This is a genomic window from Empedobacter sedimenti, from assembly GCF_030005555.1.
Classification (GTDB): Bacteria; Bacteroidota; Bacteroidia; order Flavobacteriales; family Weeksellaceae; genus Empedobacter; species Empedobacter sedimenti.
Window position 1 is genome coordinate 16,516 of sequence record NZ_JASCQG010000008.1, and the last position, 18,236, is coordinate 34,751.

The following is an 18,236-nucleotide window of genomic DNA, read 5'->3' on the forward strand; positions in this document are numbered from 1 at the left end:
TTTAATCATCATAATAAACAAAAAAATAAAAAGACTATGAAAGCATTAATTATCGTAGACATGCAATACGATTTCTTACCAGGTGGTGCTTTAGCTGTAAACGAAGGAGATCAACTTATTGATCGTATCAATAAATTACAAGATAAATTTGACCTTGTTGTTGCAACACAAGATTGGCATCCAGCAAATCATAAAAGTTTTGCTTCGCAACACTCAGGTAAAGTTCCGTTTGATGTGATAGAATTAAATGGAACAAAACAGGTACTTTGGCCAGATCACTGTGTACAAGGTACAAAAGGTGCAGAATTGCACAAAGATTTGAAACAAAATAAAATTAGCGCAATTATTCGTAAAGGAATGAATCCGAATGTAGATTCGTACAGTGCTTTTTTTGATGTAAATAAAAAAAATCCGACAGGTCTTGATGGTTATTTAAAAGACCACAACGTTACAAGTGTTTACATTTGCGGATTAGCTGCAGACTATTGTGTGTATTACACAGCAAAGGACGCATTGGCATTAGGATACACAACAAATATTTTGGAAGGCTCTACACGCGCCATCAATCCTGAATATTTTGATGAGTTAAAAGAAGATTTTGTAAAGAAAGGAGGAAAAGTTTCGACTTACTTATTATAAAAACTTACAATAACAAGGTTCTAAAATGTCATTTAAATTAATTTAATTAGTTGAATGACATTTTTTTATTATAAAAATTCAATCAAATTCTGTAACATTAGTTTGTTCTTTTAGACTAACTAATAAAATATAGAAACTATGAAGAAATCACTTTTAACAGTTGCTTTAGGAATTATCACAACAACAATTTCTTTGGCACAAGACAATAAAACTCAGAACATCGATGCAACTTACATTATGGAAGTTAAAATGGATTATGAGAAAACAATGAAAACTATTCCAGAAGCGTACAAAGCTCAATTTGGTCCTATGCTAAAAGCTGAATTAGATGCTGGTATTTTTATGACCTATTTCTTTAAAAGCAACTCAAAAAATTCAACTTTTACATTAGAGCAGAAAGTAAACAATGGACAAGGTGGAACTGGAATAATTGCTCAACAAATGGCAACGTTTGATAATAAACCAACTTATAAAGATTTTACATCAACTCCTAATTTATATTACAAAGAAGTTGATATGATGGGTAAAAATTATTTAATCAAAGATAAAATTCCAGATTATAAATGGAAAATCTCGCGTGAAAAATCTGATATTGCTGGTTATCAAGTTACAAAAGCAGAAGGTGTCATGATGGATTCTATCCCTGTTACAGCATGGTACGCACCTGCAATTCCAGTAAAAGATGGACCAACTTCTTTGGCTGGTTTACCAGGTTTGATTGTAAAAGCTCAATTTGATGCAAATGGAGCTACAATGATTTATACGTTGAAAGAGCTGAAAATTTCAGAAAAAGAATTAAAAATTGCTTTACCAACAAAAGGTGAAGTTGTAACACAAGATCAATTTATGAAGATTATGACTGATCTTCAGAAAAAATACCAAGAACAGATGAATAGTGGTGTAGACACCAAATAAACTATAAAAAAAATCATCAGTTCTTCATCTACAAGAACTGGTGATTTCTTAAACAACCAACTCTACTAAGAGTATATATCAAAATAACACATATGAAGAAATTACTTTATCTTTTTTTATTTATTGCCGCTAGTCAACACACTTTTGCACAAGAGTGTAAATTGAAAGGTACAGTTTCCGACGAAAACGGAATTCCTGTTACTGACGCTTCAGTCTCTATTTTTGACAGTAAAAACGAAGGAAAAGGCTTTGTTTTTACGAGCAACGTTGGTGAATTTGAATTTAAATTACCTTGTGGTCAAAAGTACGATGTTGAAATTGAACAAGCTGGTTACGAAACGCATGTAGAAAATGTGGATTTAACTGAGAATGTCAACAAAAAAGTAAAATTAGTAAAAGGAAAAGAAATTTCTTTAAAAGAAACAATTGTAAAAGCTCAGCAAGCCATCAAAATAAAAGGTGATACAATTGAGTTTGATGCAGATTCTTTCAAGGTTGGAAATGAGGAAACTTTAGAAGATATTCTTAAAAAACTTCCTGGAATTGAGGTTGTAAACGGAAAAGTAATGTACAAAGGGAAACCAATGTCGCAGGTTACTGTTGGTGGACGTGAAGTTTTGGGTGGTAATGAAAAATTATTGAACAAAAACTTACCATCAGACGCGGTTTCAAAAATCCAGTTAAACACAAAATTCAAATCAAATCCTTTTGCTTCTTCGTTACAAGAAGATGACGAACAATTTTCGTTAAACATCGAGCTAAAAGAAGATATGAAACGTATTGCATTTGGTAATGTAACAATTGGTGGAGATGCCGATAAACACACAGATGCGCAAGCAAAAATTTTCTACTTCTCAGAAAAAAGTGATGCCACAACAATTAATGACTTCAATACATTTGGAAAACGTGTTTTTGATCAAGACGATTACATGACTTTCTTTGGTGGAATGTCAAGTTTTATGAACGATGGTAGCCAACTATCTATTAGAGGTGGAACTTCTGGTTTTATGTTTCCTTCGGAATCTAATGCTCCAGACATGAATACTTACAATGGTGCTTTACATTATGGTGTAGAACCGAATAAAAAACTTAGAATTACAGGTTTTGGATTAGTTAACACAAACAATATCAAGTATAATTCTAAAGTAGAACGTTTCTATAACTCGTTAGATAATCCGTTCACAACAGTTGACGAACAACGCAACAAAAACAATACTATGATGGGAATGGCTCGCATCAAGATTGATTATAATCCAAATGATAAAGGTCAAATTAAGTATAATTTAGATTTCAATTATCTGAAAAATGAAGATGAACAATCTGTTGATAGTTATAAAAATGGTCAGAAAGATGGATTTAGATATAATCTTACTGATCGTCAAAACTTCAGATTTAGTCAAAACTTATCGTACATCAAAAAAATTGGTCGCGATGATAATATCGGATTCTATTTACGTCATCAACTTCAACACGAAACGCCAGATTATCAAATATTTTCGAAGAATGAACCATTTAAAATTTTTGGCAATTTAACAAATATCAACAATCAATATAACCTAAATCAAAACCAAGAGTATAACGTTAATACGTTCCAATTATATTCGGTTTACAATCATTTGTTAACAAATACATCAAACATTAAATTCAAGATAGGAACAAACTTTAGCTTCCAAGATTTTGAAAATTCATTATATGATTATCAAACTTTAGTTTCTGCGCCAAAAACAGCAAGTGATACTAATTTTGATTATAACGAAACATTTGGAGATGTTACATTAACTAAGAAGTTTGGAAATTTCCAGGCAGATTTAGGAGCTGGATTAACTTTTTTCACTGAAAATGCTAACTACCTTGACGGAACAAAAGCTAAATTTAATGAAACGAAAATTTTACCTCATGGTACATTAAGTTATAAGTTTAGCAATGCGACAAGTATTAGAGCAAGTTATGATCAAAAATATCAATTTCCTAATGCAAAAGATTTAACAGACTCGTATGTTTTACAAAGTTACTTTAGTGTTTTTGAAGGAAATAGAGGTTTAAGACAAACACTATCTCACAATGCTTCGTTAAGCTTCGGACATTATAATTCGTTCAAATTCTTTAGTTTCAATACTTGGTTATCATATTCTAAAAATGAAAAAGGAATCGTTACATCTTCTACATTTAATCAAGAAAACCAAACACAGATTAATACGTTATTAAATTCTGATTATACAAATGAAAATTATAGCGTTGGTGCAATGGTATGGAAAAGATTAGCGAAATGGTATGATTTAAGATTCAATGCTAATTTAAATTTCTCTGATTATTACACCTATACTGGTCGAAAAGATGATAATACTGTAAAATCAATTAACAATACCTCATCTAATCAATCGTATAACTTAATCAATACATTTACATTCAAAAAGAAATTTGAGTTAAAAGCAGGATTAAACCTTAACATCTCTAATTTCAAAGCATTGTATGAACAAAAATTTACAACATGGCGTCCTTATGCAGAAGCTGCTTGGTCTGCAACTGATAAATTATTAGTTCAATCAGATTTCTCTTACCGTTTACAATACCGTGATGGAGAAGAATTAAACTCTTCAAAAGAATGGAACGCATCTGTTCGTTATAATATTGCTAAAAAGACCTATTTAACTGTAACTGGAGGTAACTTATTAGGAAATAATGTAATTGTATCGAGTGCTAACACGGACAACTACATTTCGACAACAACTCGTAATGTATTAGGAAGATATTTTATTGTAAGTTTGAGATACAAATTCTAACAAAATAAATAAACTGAAAAAGCACTTCAATCGAAGTGCTTTTTTTATTTTATAACCTGAGGATAATCAAAAACATTATTCGGATCGTATTTCTTCTTAAGTTTTTGTAAACGCGTCAAATTATCTCCAAAATAAGATGAATTTGCTTCAGGAAAATTGAGATCTGGATAATTTCTGTATTGCTTTGTATTTCCTAAATTTCGGATAGTTTGTTGAATTTCTTCAAAAGCTTTAGTCAACTTAGCTTCTTGTGTTGGCGAATCCCAATAAGCTTGCAATTCGCTCAAATAATTAATCTCTCGATGCGGATAAGCCGAGTCCGTTCTTTTTACTTCATTAATTTTTCCTCCCAAAGTATTAATCTGATAAATTGTTCCTTTAGCGGCAACAACTTTATTGAAAATTTCAGTTAATCCCTTTTCTATATTCTCAATACCATTGTACAAACCAGCCGAAGCATTCTTGAAATAAATTGGTTCTTTTACACCATAATAATTCTTAAGAGCTGCAGCCAAATTACGATTTTTCATTGGACGATAATCATCGGATTTTGAAATTAATTCTGAAAACTGTTTCTCAAAATCTGTTTGATTCGATTGATAATTCGTAAATAAAATGGTCAAGAATTTACCATTCAGTACAAAAGCAGAAAATGCTTCTAGTGGTAAATTTTGTGTCGATTTGAACCATAATTTAATTAATGATGTAAATCGCTCGACAGTTAAGTTCGAAAACTTCATTCGGTAAGCACTAAATGAATTTGGCGCTGGATAAGTTTTAAAATACAATTCTGTAATTACACCAAAGTTACCATTTCCACCACCTTTGCAAGCCCACAACAAATCAGGATCTTTATCCGAATCAATAGTATTCCCTTTGTAATCAATCATTTTTATACGAGTCAAACTATCACACATTAATCCGTACTTACGGCTAAAAAAACCGTAACCTCCACCCAAAGCCAAACCGCCTACGCCAACAGTTCCACACGAACCCGCTGGTAGAATTCTTTTTTTAGGTAAAAAGTTTGCATAAATTTCTTGTAACAAACAAGCTGGTTGAAGCTTTACAGAATTGTCTTTTTGCCACGAAATGGTATTCATCAATCCAAGATGAATCAATAAGCCATTATCGTTGTTTGAAAATCCTTCAAAACTATGTCCACCACTGCGAATTGCAATTTTTAGTTTCTTATCATTTGCAAACAAAACAGCTTTTTTTACAGCTTCATTTGATTTACAAACTGCGATGTATTTCGGAAATTTATTGATTCGTTTATTAAATGATTTTCGGTACAATTCGTACTTCTCATCATCTTTTGTTAATAAAATTAAATCATCATCTAAAAACTTATCAAAGGAATAAAAAGACATAAAAAAAATTCCTAAACTGCCTGTTCCAAGCAATTTTAGGAATTCTCTTTTGGTATAATTATTTTGTATCATAGCTTTTTGGTTTAGCTAAAGATACAAATCTATTTGATGTTATTTTTCTTTAACCACTCTTTATATTTCTCAGCGTTCTTTAAATGCTCTTGATAATCGTTGGTATAAATATGATAACCTGGTTTTGCAGGATCCGCTACAAAGAATATAAAATCGTGATTAGCAGGTGATAATACTGCATCAATTGCTCCTAAATTTGGTAAACAAATTGGTGCTGGTGGCAATCCTTTGTTACGATATGTGTTGTATGCATTCGACGACCATGTCCATTTTTTGTAAACACGTTGTACATTTTTATCCCAACCGTTTTCCATTTTATAAGCATAGATAGAAGTTGGATCAGCTTCCAGACGCATATCTTTCGCTAAACGATTCATATAAGCACGTGCAACACGTTGTTGTTCGTCCATATTATCTGAAGACTCTAACTGTACGATAGAAGCTAATGTTGTTACCTGAAGCGGTGTCATATTTAATGCTTTAGCTTTCGCAAGACGATCAGCATTCCACACTTTATCGTGTTGAGCGACCATTTTATCTACAAATTTATCAGGTGTTAATCCCCAATAAACAAAATAAGTTTCTGGAATAAAATATTGTTTCACCGTTTCATCATTCAACGTAGAATCGTTTTTTTCTTTTACAAAATCACGAATCGCTGTTAAAACTTCAATCGAATCCATATCAATTTGCTTAGAAACTGAACCTGCTAAATGATAAATTGTAGGTTCATTCTTGATACGAAGTTTTACTTCTTCTTGCTCTCCTCCTTGCAAACGATCAATAATATCATGATTAGAATCTGATTGATTGATTTTGTATTTACCTGATTTAATTGTTGCAGGATAATCAGAATCTTCTGCATATTGTTTGAATAGTTTTTCGTCCTTCAAAAATGGTTTTAAAGAATCTAAAACTTGCTCAAATTTTGCTCCACGAGAAATGTAAATAAAACCATCTTTGGTTGCATTTCCTTTGAAACCATCTATAAATGTACATCCTACAAAAGCGAATGAACAGATTAATATTAATACTAAATTTAATTTTTTCATTGGATTGAATTAAATTTCAATTTCACCTTCAAAAACTTTTACTGCAGGTCCGTTTAACCACACATTGACAAAGTTATGATTATTTTCTTCAAAATTAACAGATAAATTTCCTCCAACTGCTTTTATCTGAATATCTTTTTTATCCACTAAATTTTTGACATATGCAGAAATCGCAGCCGCAGTAATTCCTGTACCACAAGCCAACGTTTCGTCTTCTACACCACGTTCGTATGTTCTAATTTTCAATGTATTATCTGGTAAAACTTCTACAAAGTTCACATTAGATCCTTTCTCAAAATATGGAGCTCCGTTACGAATTGTTTTACCTTCTTCGTATACATTTACATTTTCTACGTTTTCTACAAACTGAACGTGATGAGGCGAACCAGTATTCATAAATAAATATCTGTCATGATCTTCTACTTCGTTTACATCAATCATTTGTAATCGAATTACATTTCCGTCTACAACACCTTGATGTAAACCATCAATTGCATTAAATGTCATTTTGTCAGAAGCAACATCCAAATCATTTGCAAAACGAATAATGCAACGTCCTCCGTTTCCACACATTGTACTTTCGTTACCATCAGAATTGAAATAGACCATTCTAAAATCCAATTCATCATCGTTTTGTAACAAAATTAATCCATCTGCTCCTATCCCAAAATTACGGTCGCAAAGCCTATTGATCAATTCTGTAGAAATTGGAAATGTTTCTTCACGATCATCAATCATCACAAAATCATTTCCTGCTCCTTGATATTTATAAAACTTTAGTTTCAATTTTATTAAATTTTAAACAAAGTAAAGACATTTTTATCACTCTTAACTAATGTTATAAAAGATTTATAATATAGTGTTAACATGCGTTAAACGGTTTGAAATGTTAAAATTTTGGTCTTAAATTTGATTTACACAAAACATAAAAGAGATATTTATATTAATATGAAAAAATATACAGGTTACTTAATGGTTGGATTAGTTAGTTCTATGACAACTATGGGAGGTTTTTATTTGATGAACGAAAGTGGTAATAATCCATTTATTACAAATGCAAGTAATCAAAAAAATGGAGATTTTGAATTAGTAGATTATAAAGGTAATTATGGTTATGATGCGCCAAACTTTGTTGAAGCATCAAACAAAGCTGTACATACGGTTGTGAGTATCAAAAATTATTCGAACCAAAGACAGCAACAGCAACAAATGTTTGACCCGTTTGACTTCTTTTTTGGTCAACCAGAACAACAACAAAGAGGTAGACAGCAACCACAACAAGACCAAGATCAACCATCTGGTATGGGTTCTGGGGTAATTATTTCGCAAGATGGATACATTGTAACAAATAATCACGTAATACAAGGTGCGACAAAAATTGAGGTAACACTTAATAATCAAAAGAGCTATATTGCCGAATTAGTTGGTACAGATCCAAGTACAGATATTGCGTTATTAAAAATTAGTGAAAAGGGTTTACCATTTACAAAATTTGTAGATTCTGATGCAATTAATGTAGGAGATTGGGTACTTGCAGTTGGTAACCCATTTGGTTTGACGTCTACTGTTACAGCTGGTATTGTATCAGCAAAAGGTCGTAGCATTAATATTTTAGGTAAAAACTCTGAATCACCAATAGAATCGTTTATTCAGACAGATGCGGCGATCAACCCAGGAAACTCTGGTGGTGCTTTGGTTAATGCAAACGGAGATTTAATTGGTATTAATACAGCTATTTCTTCGCCAACAGGAGCTTACTCTGGTTACGGATTTGCTGTTCCGACTAACTTGGTGAAAAAAGTTGTAGAGGATATTAAATCATACGGAATTGTTCAACGCGGATATTTAGGAATCAAAGGTTTTGATTTATCAAATGATCAAGCTGTTGCACAATACAACAAACAATTCAAGAAAAACATCAAAACACAAAATGGTGTAATGGTGACTGAATTAGTTTCGAAAGGGTCTGCTGTAGATTCTGGTATCGAAGAAGGAGATATCATTACAGCAGTAGATGGTAAAGATGTAACATCATTCTCTAGCCTATCATTTATCGTAGGTAGCAAACGTCCTGGTGACAAAGTTGCGATAAAAGTAAGACGTGGAAATACAGAAAAAACGTACACAATTACATTGAAAGATGCAAAAGGAGGAACTAAAGTAAGAAGTAAAGCTGATTTATCACCAACTGAAGTTTTAGGAGCAGAATTTGAACCTTTAACAGAGCGTCAAAAAGATAGTTTTGGAATAAACTATGGTGTAATGGCTAAAAATGTAGAATCAAACGGTAAATTAGCTCAGGCTGGTGTGCAAGATGAATTTATTATTTTATCTGTAAATGATAAAGAAGTAAGCTCGCAAGAAGATATTGAAAAGATTCTGAAAAATCATAAAGGTCGTGTATCTATTAAATTTGCCGATTATTATGGACGAATCTATACAAAAGGATTTACGATGGATTAAAATTTTGAGTCGATTTTAAGTTTTAATAAATCATTATAAATAGCTACAACAAGTTTCGTTGTAGCTATTTATTTTTACACTAAATTCAATTCATCTAAAACCAACCTTATGCATATAAAAAAAATGGTCGTAGTTCTTACATTATTACTTTCAACTTATACTTTCAGTCAAAATTTATTTGGCGTTTCAGGAAGCTATTCTAATCAATCTGGCAACTTTACCAAAGTAGGTGTGTTTTATGCGTTTGGTTTAGAAAATATTTCTTTTGCAACAAAAATAGACGCCAACGTTAATATGGCTTATATGCGAGATAATTTTCGGGTAATTCCAGAAATTGGCGTTACCGGTTATTTTGGAGCTGGAACATCTTACTTTTTCCCTTTCGTAGAAAGTGAATTTACTCCTTACACAATTACTCCAAAAGTTGGTTTGACATTTATGACGTTGATCGATTTTGGAATTGGATATGGATTTAGTATTAACGAGAAAAACAACTTCAAACCAATAAAAGGATTTCAGTTTTCAGCCAGTGTTAATATTCCGTTTGATTTAAACTAAAATTCATTAATAATGGTGAGTAAATCAACAATCGTTGATCTGTATATTTAATAAAATTATTGCAATGAAATCTAAACTATTTATCACACTTGTCGTCATACAAATCTCCACAATACTCTCTGCGCAACAAAGACAACAAAAAGGTCAAGAGTTTTTATATGGACCTACAATTGGTTATGCAAATCAAGCAGGAAACTTTGGTAAAATAGGCGCTTTTGGTTTTATTTCAATTGGAGAGTTAAATTTCTTGAAACTAGATCTCAATGCTAATATAACAGGAATGCAAGGAAAGACGAGCATTATTCCAGAAGCTGGATTAACCTTCTACAACTTTCCTCGAAGATTAGGAGGAATAGGTTTCTTTGCAGAAACAGAATTTACACCTTTCACTTTTACTCCAAAAGGAGGATTAACGATTTTTACTGTATTTGACTTAGGATTTGGATACGGAATTGAAATGAGACAAAAAGAAAACTTTAAATCGATAGAAGGTTTTCAGGTCAGCTTCGGAATTAATATTCCTCTAAATTTTAATATTTATTAAAATTGCTTAATTTTATCCTATGAAAAAAATCGTCTCAATATTTATTCTTTTAGCATGTTTTCAAGCTAAAGCACAACAAAATTTAACCGATTATTTTACGATTAATTTGGGTTATGAATATTGGAACGGAAATTACGGAAAAGTTGGAACAGATTTATATTTGGTTCAACCAAATAACAATATTTTAGCTTTCAGCGCAAATGCAAATTTGGGTTATATGAAAGATAAATTTCGTGTTATTCCAGAAATTGGAGCTGGTTATATGTTCAATTTTGAAAATAATCCTGGCGATCCTTATAGCTCAAACTTTAGCTCAGCTTTCTACGTAATTCGCACAGAAGTTTCTCCTTGGACAATTACACCTAAAGTTGGTATTGCTGTATTAAGTTTATTAGAATTGAATGCTGGATATTCTTTTGAGTTTAGAGAAAATAAAGATTTTAAAGATATGAATGGTTTCCGAGCTGGTTTAACAATTCACTTACCTACTCAGCTTTTTTAGAATTTCTAATCGCTTTTCTCAATTCTTTTAAACGAATATATAAATCCGAAGTCGAAACATTTTCTTCAATTGCTTTAAAAACACCTTTATCTGTATAAAAGAAAATAATTGCTTCATGGTCAGCAACCTTAAAAGCATTTGTAATTCCATTAATTTTATTTTCTACCCACGACATTTTACATGTTTGTAAATCAAACGTGTGATCTTCATTCCCCAAAATATCTTTGAAAATTAATTGTTCCCCTTGTACATATAGAACTCCACTCCCTTGAAATGATTTCATTTTCAAAAATCTCCCTTGCGGACGCCCTATATTGTAACGAACAACAGCTTTTATTGTAACGTTATGTGGTAAACTCTCTAATGTATACAATTCATTCTTTTGACGAACTTTAGCATCAGAAACGGCAATAACAAAGAAAATCGAAACAAAAATTCCGAAAATCAAAAAAATAATTAAGATAGATAATAGCGCTGCCATATATGTTAAAAATGTTAGGATAAAGTTATAAAAAACCTTGAACTATACTCTATATAATCCTATTTTTTTACCTTAGCCTTGCAAACAACTAAAAATTATAAATGAATAAATTAATTTGGCTCTTATTTCCTACGGCAATTTTTGCTCAGAAAGGGGAAACACAAATCAAAATTAACACGCTAACATTACCGTTAGCTATGGTTAATCTTGGAGTGGAACACGCTATTACAGACAAAATAACTTTACAAGCTGACGGATTCATTTCTCCTTGGAAATCATTTGCCGGAAATCATTTTCAAATGTATATGGCTTTTGGTGAAGGAAGATATTACTTTGATAAATCTTTCAGCAAATTTTATGTTGGTCCAAATATCGGTGTTGGATTCTTTGATATTCAAAAATGGAATTATTGGAATACTGATAAATACCAACGTGGTTTTACCATCTTAACTGGTGCAACAATTGGTTATCAAGCAAAATTGAATGAACATTTTAGTTTAGATGTTTTTGTTGGTGGAGGTCACTCTGCTGGTAATTACAAAGGCTACTATAAAGAAGATTCTCCTAATTTTGGACGTTATGACTCTGCTCAGTCATTCAACAAAAGTGGTGAATGGATGTTATATAAAGGCGGTGTTATGCTGACTTACAAGTTTAAACGAAAAAAATCCAACTAAAAAATTAGTTGGATTTTTTTTATCTAATTCTGTCTAATTATTTAAACAGGTGTATTCATATCAAAAGCCTCAAGATATTCGGCAACACGTTTTACAAACATACCTCCCAAAGCGCCATCAACAACACGATGATCGTATGCATGAGATAAGTACATTTTGTGACGAATTGCAATCATATCTCCTTGTGGAGTCTCAATAACTGCTGGTTTTTTCACAATTGCCCCTACAGCTAAAATAGCTACTTGTGGTTGAGGAATAATTGGTGTTCCTAATGTATTCCCGAAAGAACCAATATTTGTAATTGTATAAGTCCCACCTTGAATTTCTACTGGTTTCAATTTATTGTTACGAGAACGGTTTGCTAAATCATTTACCTGAGAAGCTAATCCCGCTAAATTGTATTGATCTGCATTTTTGATAACTGGAACTATCAAATTTCCACTTGGTAAAGCAGCTGCCATACCAATATTGATGTTTTTCTTTTTGATGATTTTATCTCCATCAACAGAAACATTAATCATTGGAAAGTCTTGAATAGCTTTTGCTACAGCTTCGATAAAAATTGGCATGAATGTGATTTTCTCACCATGTTTCTTCTGAAACTCATTTTTATTTTTATCTCTCCATAACACAATATTCGTCATATCAACTTCTACGAAAGACGTTACATGCGGTGCAATTTGTTTTGCTTGTAGCATATTTTGCGCAATAATTTTACGCATTCTATCCATTTCGATGATTTCATCACCTTCACCAACAGAAATTGGTGCAGATTGCACTTGTGGTGCTTGAGGTTGAGCAACTGGTGCAGCAACAGAAGTCGTAGCAACTGTTTTCGCTGGTTGATTTCCTCTATTTTTAACGAAATTTAAAATATCATCTTTTGTTACGCGTCCATCTTTACCAGAACCAGAAATTTGATCTAATTCTGTTTGAGAAACACCTTCTTCTTTCGCAATAGATTTTACTAAAGGAGAATAAAATTTATCATCAGACGAAGTTATTACAGTTTCAGATTTTATTGTTGCAACTTCTGTCTCTATAGATTTTGCAGCATCTGCAATTTCCTCATCACTATTATCAGATGAAGTTTCTGTTGCTTCTTCTGTTTGTTCAACAACTCCATCAACAGATAAAATTGCAATTGGTTCACCAACTTTTGCAATTCCGTCAACAGGAACTAATATTTCTTTTAAAACCCCAGCTACTGGCGAAGGAACATCAGAATCTACTTTATCAGTAGCGATTTCTACAACCGATTCGTCTTCGGCAATAGTATCACCAATATTTTTTATCCAATTGGTTACAGTGGCTTCCATCACACCTTCACCCATCGAAGGTAGAATTAATTTATAGTCAGACATCTTTGTGTTATTTGCTTCTTACAAATCTAAACATTTTTTCGATTCAAAAAAATACTCGAATAAAGTTTAAATGATTCGTAATTATATTATCAGCAAAAATACTTTAATAAATTATCTTTTTAATAAAAATTTTAATTTTAAATGATTATTTATTAATAATCTACATTTTTTTCCATAAAAAAATCCCCCAATCTAGGATTGAGGGACTTTTGAATTATTTAAAAATAATTTCTTAAGCTTCGTAAGCAGCTGTACCGTTGTTTACTTGAGGTTCTTTGATTTCACCAAAGCTTTTCTCGAAGTTTACTACGTTTTCAGCTAACGATTTAGATAATTGTTTCGCTTGTAAAGGAGATAAAATAATACGAGATTTTACTGATGGTCTAGCACCTGGTAAAAATTGTACGAAATCTACAACGAACTCAGATGGTGAGTGGTTGATGATTGCTCCTGTTGCATAAACACCTTGAGCTACTAATTCGTTTAACTCAATGTTTAATCCTTCGTTTTGTTGATTTTCTGACATTATAATTCTTGTTTTGCGTTTATTAATTCCTCGTACTCACGATTAGATCCTACGATGATGTTTTGATACTCTTTAAGTCCAGTTCCTGCAGGAATTAAGTGTCCAACGATAACGTTTTCTTTCAATCCTACTAAACCGTCTACTTTACCAGCTACAGCTGCTTCGTTAAGAACTTTTGTAGTTTCCTGGAACGATGCTGCAGACATGAAAGATTTAGTTTGTAAAGACGCTCTTGTAATACCTTGTAAAACTGCCTCTGCTGTTGCAGGTAAAGCCTCACGAGCTGTTACTAAGTTTTTATCTTCACGTTTTAATTTAGAGTTTTCGTCACGTAATTCGCGAACTGTGATGATTTGTCCTGGTTTCAAATCAGTACTATCACCAGCATCTTCTACGACTTTCATACCGAATAAACGATCATTTTCTTCCATGAAATCGTCTTTGTGCTCTAAACTATCTTCTAAGAATCTTGAATCTCCTGAATCTACAATTCGAACTTTACGTAACATTTGACGTACGATAATCTCGAAGTGTTTGTCATCGATTTTTACACCTTGTAAACGATATACATCTTGAATTTCGTTTACTAAGTATTCTTGAACCGCTGTTGGTCCTAAGATTTTCAAGATATCTTCTGGAGTTGTTGCTCCATCAGATAAAGGCTCACCAGCGCGAACAAAGTCATTCTCTTGAACTAAGATTTGTGCTGATAATTTAACTAAGTAACGACGGATTTCACCATTTTTAGATTCAACAATGATCTCACGGTTACCACGTTTAATTTTACCAAAAGATACAACACCATCCATTTCACAAACTACTGCAGGATTAGATGGATTACGAGCTTCTAATAACTCTGTAATACGAGGTAAACCTCCTGTAATATCGCCAGATTTAGCTGATTTACGAGGAATCTTAACTAAGATTTTACCTGCATTAATTTTTTCTCCATCATTTACCATTAAGTGTGCTCCTACTGGTAAGTTGTATGTTTTTTCTTCTCCGTCAATCGTAATAACTCTTAAAGCTGGTACTAATTTCTTGTTACGAGATTCTGAGATTACTTTCTCTTGGAATCCTGTTTGCTCATCAATTTCAATTTGATAAGTAACACCTTGCTCTAATTGTTCGTATTCAATCTTACCTGTTGATTCTGCAATAATAACCCCATTATATGGATCCCAACTAGCAATTACTTGACCTTTCTCAACTTTAGCTCCGTTTTTAACAGATAAAATTGTACCGTAAGCAATGTTAGTTTGTTGACGTACATTTCCTAATTCATCTAAAACTTTCATTTCAGTAGAACGAGAAACAACTGTATCAACTTTATTACCTGCATCATCTGTCGATTCAACTGTACGTAAATCATCAAATTCTACAATACCATTTACTTTTGCATTAACAGTATTTTGCTCAGAAACGTTACCAGCTGTACCCCCAACGTGGAATGTACGTAATGTTAACTGTGTACCAGGCTCACCAATAGATTGTGCAGCAACTACACCTACAGATTCACCTTTCTGAACACCTTTACCTGTTGCTAAGTTACGTCCGTAACATTTAGCACAGATACCTGTTTTAGCTTCACAAGTTAATGGAGAGCGAACTTCTATTTTTTCAATACCAGCGGCTTCAATAGCTTCACCAGCTTCTTCAGTAATGATATTACCTGCAGAAATGATTAACTCACCATTATCTGGATTGTAAATGTCATTTAAAGAAGTACGACCTAATACACGAGAAGATAAACTTTCAATAATTTCTTCTTTTTTCTTAAGTGCAGATACTTCTAAACCTCTTAATGTACCACAATCTTCGTGCATTACGATAACGTCTTGTGCAACGTCAACTAAACGACGAGTCAAGTATCCAGCATCTGCAGTTTTTAAGGCAGTATCGGCAAGACCTTTACGCGCACCGTGCGAAGAAATAAAGTACTCTAAGATAGACAGACCTTCACGGAAGTTAGAGATAATTGGGTTTTCGATGATATCCCCACCAGTAGAACCAGCTTTTTGAGGTTTAGCCATCAATCCACGCATACCTGATAACTGACGAATTTGCTCTTTAGATCCACGTGCTCCAGAATCAAGCATCATGAATACAGAGTTAAATCCTTGTTGATCTTCTGTCATACGCTTCATTACAATTTCAGTTAAAGTCGCGTTTGTTGTTGTCCAAACATCAATAACTTGGTTGTAACGTTCGTTATTTGTAATAAGACCCATGTTATAGTTCATCTTAATGTTCTCAACTTGGTTGATCGCACCAGAGATAAGGTCTTTCTTTTGTTCTGGGATTAAGATATCTCCTAATGAGAATGATAAACCACCCTCGAAGGCATTACGGTATCCTAATTGTTTCATATCATCTAAGAAAGCAGCCGTTGTAGGGAAATCTGTAATCTTGATGATTTTATTAATAATTGTACGTAACGACTTTTTCGTTAATACTTCATTAATATAACCTACTTGTTTCGGAACGATTTGGTTGAATAACACACGTCCTACTGAAGTTTCGATTAATTGATTTTCTACTAACTCCTCTCCTACACGAATTGTTCCTTTTACACGAATTGGCGCGTTTAAGTCAACAGCTCCTTCGTTGTATGCAATTTGAACTTCTTCGTCTGAATAGAAAGTTAATCCTTCACCTTTTACTGTAAATTGGTGGTCAGTACGACGAATTTTCGTCATGTAGTAAAGACCTAAAACCATATCCTGAGAAGGTACAGTAATTGGAGAACCATTTGCAGGATTCAAAATATTTTGAGAAGCCAACATTAATAATTGTGCTTCTAAAACAGCTTCTGGTCCTAATGGTAAGTGAACAGCCATCTGGTCACCATCGAAATCGGCATTGAAGGCAGTACACACTAATGGGTGTAAACGAATTGCTTTACCTTCGATTAATTTCGGTTGGAATGCTTGGATACCTAAACGGTGTAACGTAGGGGCACGGTTTAATAAAACTGGGTGTCCTTTAATTACGTTTTCTAAAATATCCCAAACAACTGGCTCTTTTCTATCGATAATTTTCTTAGCCGATTTAACTGTTTTTACAATTCCACGCTCGATTAATTTACGAACTACGAATGGTTTGTATAATTCAGCTGCCATATCTTTTGGTAAACCACATTCGTGTAATTTAAGTGTTGGTCCAACAACAATTACAGAACGAGCAGAATAATCCACACGTTTACCTAATAAGTTTTGACGGAAACGACCTTGTTTACCTTTTAATGAATCAGATAATGATTTTAACGGACGGTTACCATCAGCTTTTACAGCAGATGCTTTACGTGTGTTATCGAATAATGAATCAACCGCTTCTTGTAACATACGTTTTTCATTACGTAAGATTACCTCTGGCGCTTTGATTTCCATTAATCGTTTTAAACGATTATTACGGATAATTACACGACGATATAAATCATTTAAATCTGACGTTGCAAAACGACCACCATCTAATGGAACTAATGGACGTAATTCTGGTGGAATAACCGGAATAACGCGCATTACCATCCATTCTGGACGGTTTACGTGGTGCATATTTGACTCACGTAACGACTCAACAACTTGTAAACGTTTTAACGCTTCTGTACGACGTTGTTTAGATGTTTCGTTATGTGCTTTGTGTCTTAATTCGTAAGATAACTCATCTAAATTAATACGAGATAATAAGTCTTCTAAAGCCTCAGCACCCATTTTCGCAACGAACTTGCTTGGATCTGTATCTTCAAGATATTGATTCTCGATCGGAAGAGTTTCTAAGATATCTAAGTACTCTTCTTCTGATAAGAAATCTAATCTATTTAATTCTTCACCTTCTGGTCCTTTTGCGATACCTGGTTGAATCACTACATATCTTTCGTAGTAAATTACCATATCTAATTTCTTAGATGGTAATCCTAAGATGTAACCAATTTTGTTTGGTAATGAACGGAAATACCAAATATGTGCAATTGGCACAACAAGGTTGATGTGTCCAATACGCTCACGACGAACTTTCTTTTCAGTAACTTCAACCCCACAACGGTCACAAACGATACCTTTATAACGGATTCTTTTATATTTTCCGCAGGCACATTCATAATCTTTTACAGGTCCAAAGATACGCTCACAGAATAACCCGTCACGCTCTGGTTTGTGCGTTCTATAGTTAATCGTTTCAGGTTTTAAAACTTCACCTTTAGATTCTTGAAGAATCGATTCTGGAGAAGCTAACCCAATACGAATTTTTGAGAATTGACTTGTTTTATTTTTTGTTGACATATAGAAATGTATC

General features: G+C 32.9%; 15 protein-coding genes. 8 read left to right on the plus strand and 7 right to left on the minus strand.

All coding sequences use genetic code 11. From position 1 onward, the window contains the following. Positions 1 to 36 precede the first annotated feature (36 nt). The 3 genes from pncA (at position 37) to QHG34_RS08730 (ending at position 4,334) form a co-directional block, all read left to right on the plus strand. Positions 37 to 639, plus strand: a complete 603-nt coding sequence (gene pncA, locus QHG34_RS08720; RefSeq protein WP_282629796.1) for a bifunctional nicotinamidase/pyrazinamidase — start codon at positions 37 to 39, stop codon at positions 637 to 639. A 138-nt stretch (positions 640 to 777) separates the two neighbouring features. Continuing rightward, entirely contained in the window at positions 778 to 1,554 is a 777-nt protein-coding gene (locus QHG34_RS08725; RefSeq protein ID WP_282629797.1) for a GLPGLI family protein, read from the plus strand. Between the two features lie 92 nt (positions 1,555 to 1,646). Then, positions 1,647 to 4,334: a TonB-dependent receptor gene (locus QHG34_RS08730; protein WP_282629798.1), complete on the plus strand. Its 2,688-nt coding sequence runs from the start codon at positions 1,647 to 1,649 to the stop codon at positions 4,332 to 4,334. Positions 4,335 to 4,378: 44 nt separating this feature from the next. Here QHG34_RS08730 and QHG34_RS08735 read toward each other — a convergent pair whose 3' ends face one another. From QHG34_RS08735 to dapF, 3 genes are read right to left on the minus strand one after another with little or no spacing between them, the layout of a single operon-like run. Beyond that, the gene (locus tag QHG34_RS08735; RefSeq protein WP_282629799.1) at positions 4,379 to 5,779 is read right to left on the minus strand and encodes an FAD-dependent oxidoreductase; all 1,401 of its coding nucleotides are present in this window, start codon (positions 5,777 to 5,779) and stop codon (positions 4,379 to 4,381) included. A 29-nt stretch (positions 5,780 to 5,808) separates the two neighbouring features. Continuing rightward, on the minus strand, positions 5,809 to 6,831 hold the full coding sequence (mltG, locus tag QHG34_RS08740) for an endolytic transglycosylase MltG (protein ID WP_282629800.1): 1,023 nt from the start codon (positions 6,829 to 6,831) through the stop codon (positions 5,809 to 5,811). Between the two features lie 9 nt (positions 6,832 to 6,840). Continuing rightward, positions 6,841 to 7,617: a diaminopimelate epimerase gene (gene dapF, locus QHG34_RS08745; protein ID WP_282629801.1), complete on the minus strand. Its 777-nt coding sequence runs from the start codon at positions 7,615 to 7,617 to the stop codon at positions 6,841 to 6,843. Positions 7,618 to 7,779: 162 nt separating this feature from the next. Here dapF and QHG34_RS08750 point away from each other — a divergent pair, with 162 nt between their 5' ends. From QHG34_RS08750 to QHG34_RS08765, 4 genes are all read left to right on the plus strand, one after another. After that, positions 7,780 to 9,294 carry a Do family serine endopeptidase gene (locus QHG34_RS08750; protein WP_282629802.1) on the plus strand — a complete coding sequence of 505 codons (1,515 nt, stop codon included), beginning with the start codon at positions 7,780 to 7,782 and terminating at the stop codon, positions 9,292 to 9,294. A gap of 108 nt (positions 9,295 to 9,402) precedes the next feature. Next, positions 9,403 to 9,852, plus strand: a complete 450-nt coding sequence (locus QHG34_RS08755) for a hypothetical protein (protein WP_282629803.1) — start codon at positions 9,403 to 9,405, stop codon at positions 9,850 to 9,852. A 64-nt stretch (positions 9,853 to 9,916) separates the two neighbouring features. After that, positions 9,917 to 10,396, plus strand: coding sequence for a hypothetical protein (locus QHG34_RS08760; RefSeq protein WP_282629804.1), 480 nt, complete (start codon positions 9,917 to 9,919; stop codon positions 10,394 to 10,396). A gap of 19 nt (positions 10,397 to 10,415) precedes the next feature. Continuing rightward, positions 10,416 to 10,898 (plus strand): hypothetical protein, encoded by a 483-nt coding sequence (locus QHG34_RS08765; protein ID WP_282629805.1) that lies wholly within the window; start codon positions 10,416 to 10,418, stop codon positions 10,896 to 10,898. Here the strand turns inward: QHG34_RS08765 and QHG34_RS08770 are convergent. Continuing rightward, positions 10,882 to 11,379 (minus strand): hypothetical protein, encoded by a 498-nt coding sequence (locus tag QHG34_RS08770; RefSeq protein ID WP_282629806.1) that lies wholly within the window; start codon positions 11,377 to 11,379, stop codon positions 10,882 to 10,884. The two genes, QHG34_RS08765 and QHG34_RS08770, sit on opposite strands and share 17 nt — an antisense overlap. A 101-nt stretch (positions 11,380 to 11,480) precedes the next feature. On the opposite strand from QHG34_RS08770, the gene QHG34_RS08775 reads away from it, so the two are divergent. Then, positions 11,481 to 12,056: a DUF3575 domain-containing protein gene (locus QHG34_RS08775; RefSeq protein WP_282629807.1), complete on the plus strand. Its 576-nt coding sequence runs from the start codon at positions 11,481 to 11,483 to the stop codon at positions 12,054 to 12,056. 41 nt (positions 12,057 to 12,097) lie between these two features. Here the strand turns inward: QHG34_RS08775 and QHG34_RS08780 are convergent, their stop codons facing one another. The 3 genes from QHG34_RS08780 to rpoC all read right to left on the minus strand — a co-directional run bounded on the left by QHG34_RS08780 (position 12,098) and on the right by rpoC (position 18,223). Next, positions 12,098 to 13,420, minus strand: coding sequence for a dihydrolipoamide acetyltransferase family protein (locus tag QHG34_RS08780; RefSeq protein WP_282629808.1), 1,323 nt, complete (start codon positions 13,418 to 13,420; stop codon positions 12,098 to 12,100). A gap of 232 nt (positions 13,421 to 13,652) precedes the next feature. After that, complete coding sequence (locus QHG34_RS08785; RefSeq protein WP_282629809.1) at positions 13,653 to 13,946, minus strand: DUF3467 domain-containing protein; 294 nt, start codon at positions 13,944 to 13,946, stop codon at positions 13,653 to 13,655. Continuing rightward, the gene (gene rpoC, locus QHG34_RS08790; protein ID WP_282629810.1) at positions 13,946 to 18,223 is read right to left on the minus strand and encodes a DNA-directed RNA polymerase subunit beta'; all 4,278 of its coding nucleotides are present in this window, start codon (positions 18,221 to 18,223) and stop codon (positions 13,946 to 13,948) included. The genes QHG34_RS08785 and rpoC overlap by 1 nt, the downstream gene beginning before the upstream one ends. Positions 18,224 to 18,236: the final 13 nt, after the last annotated feature.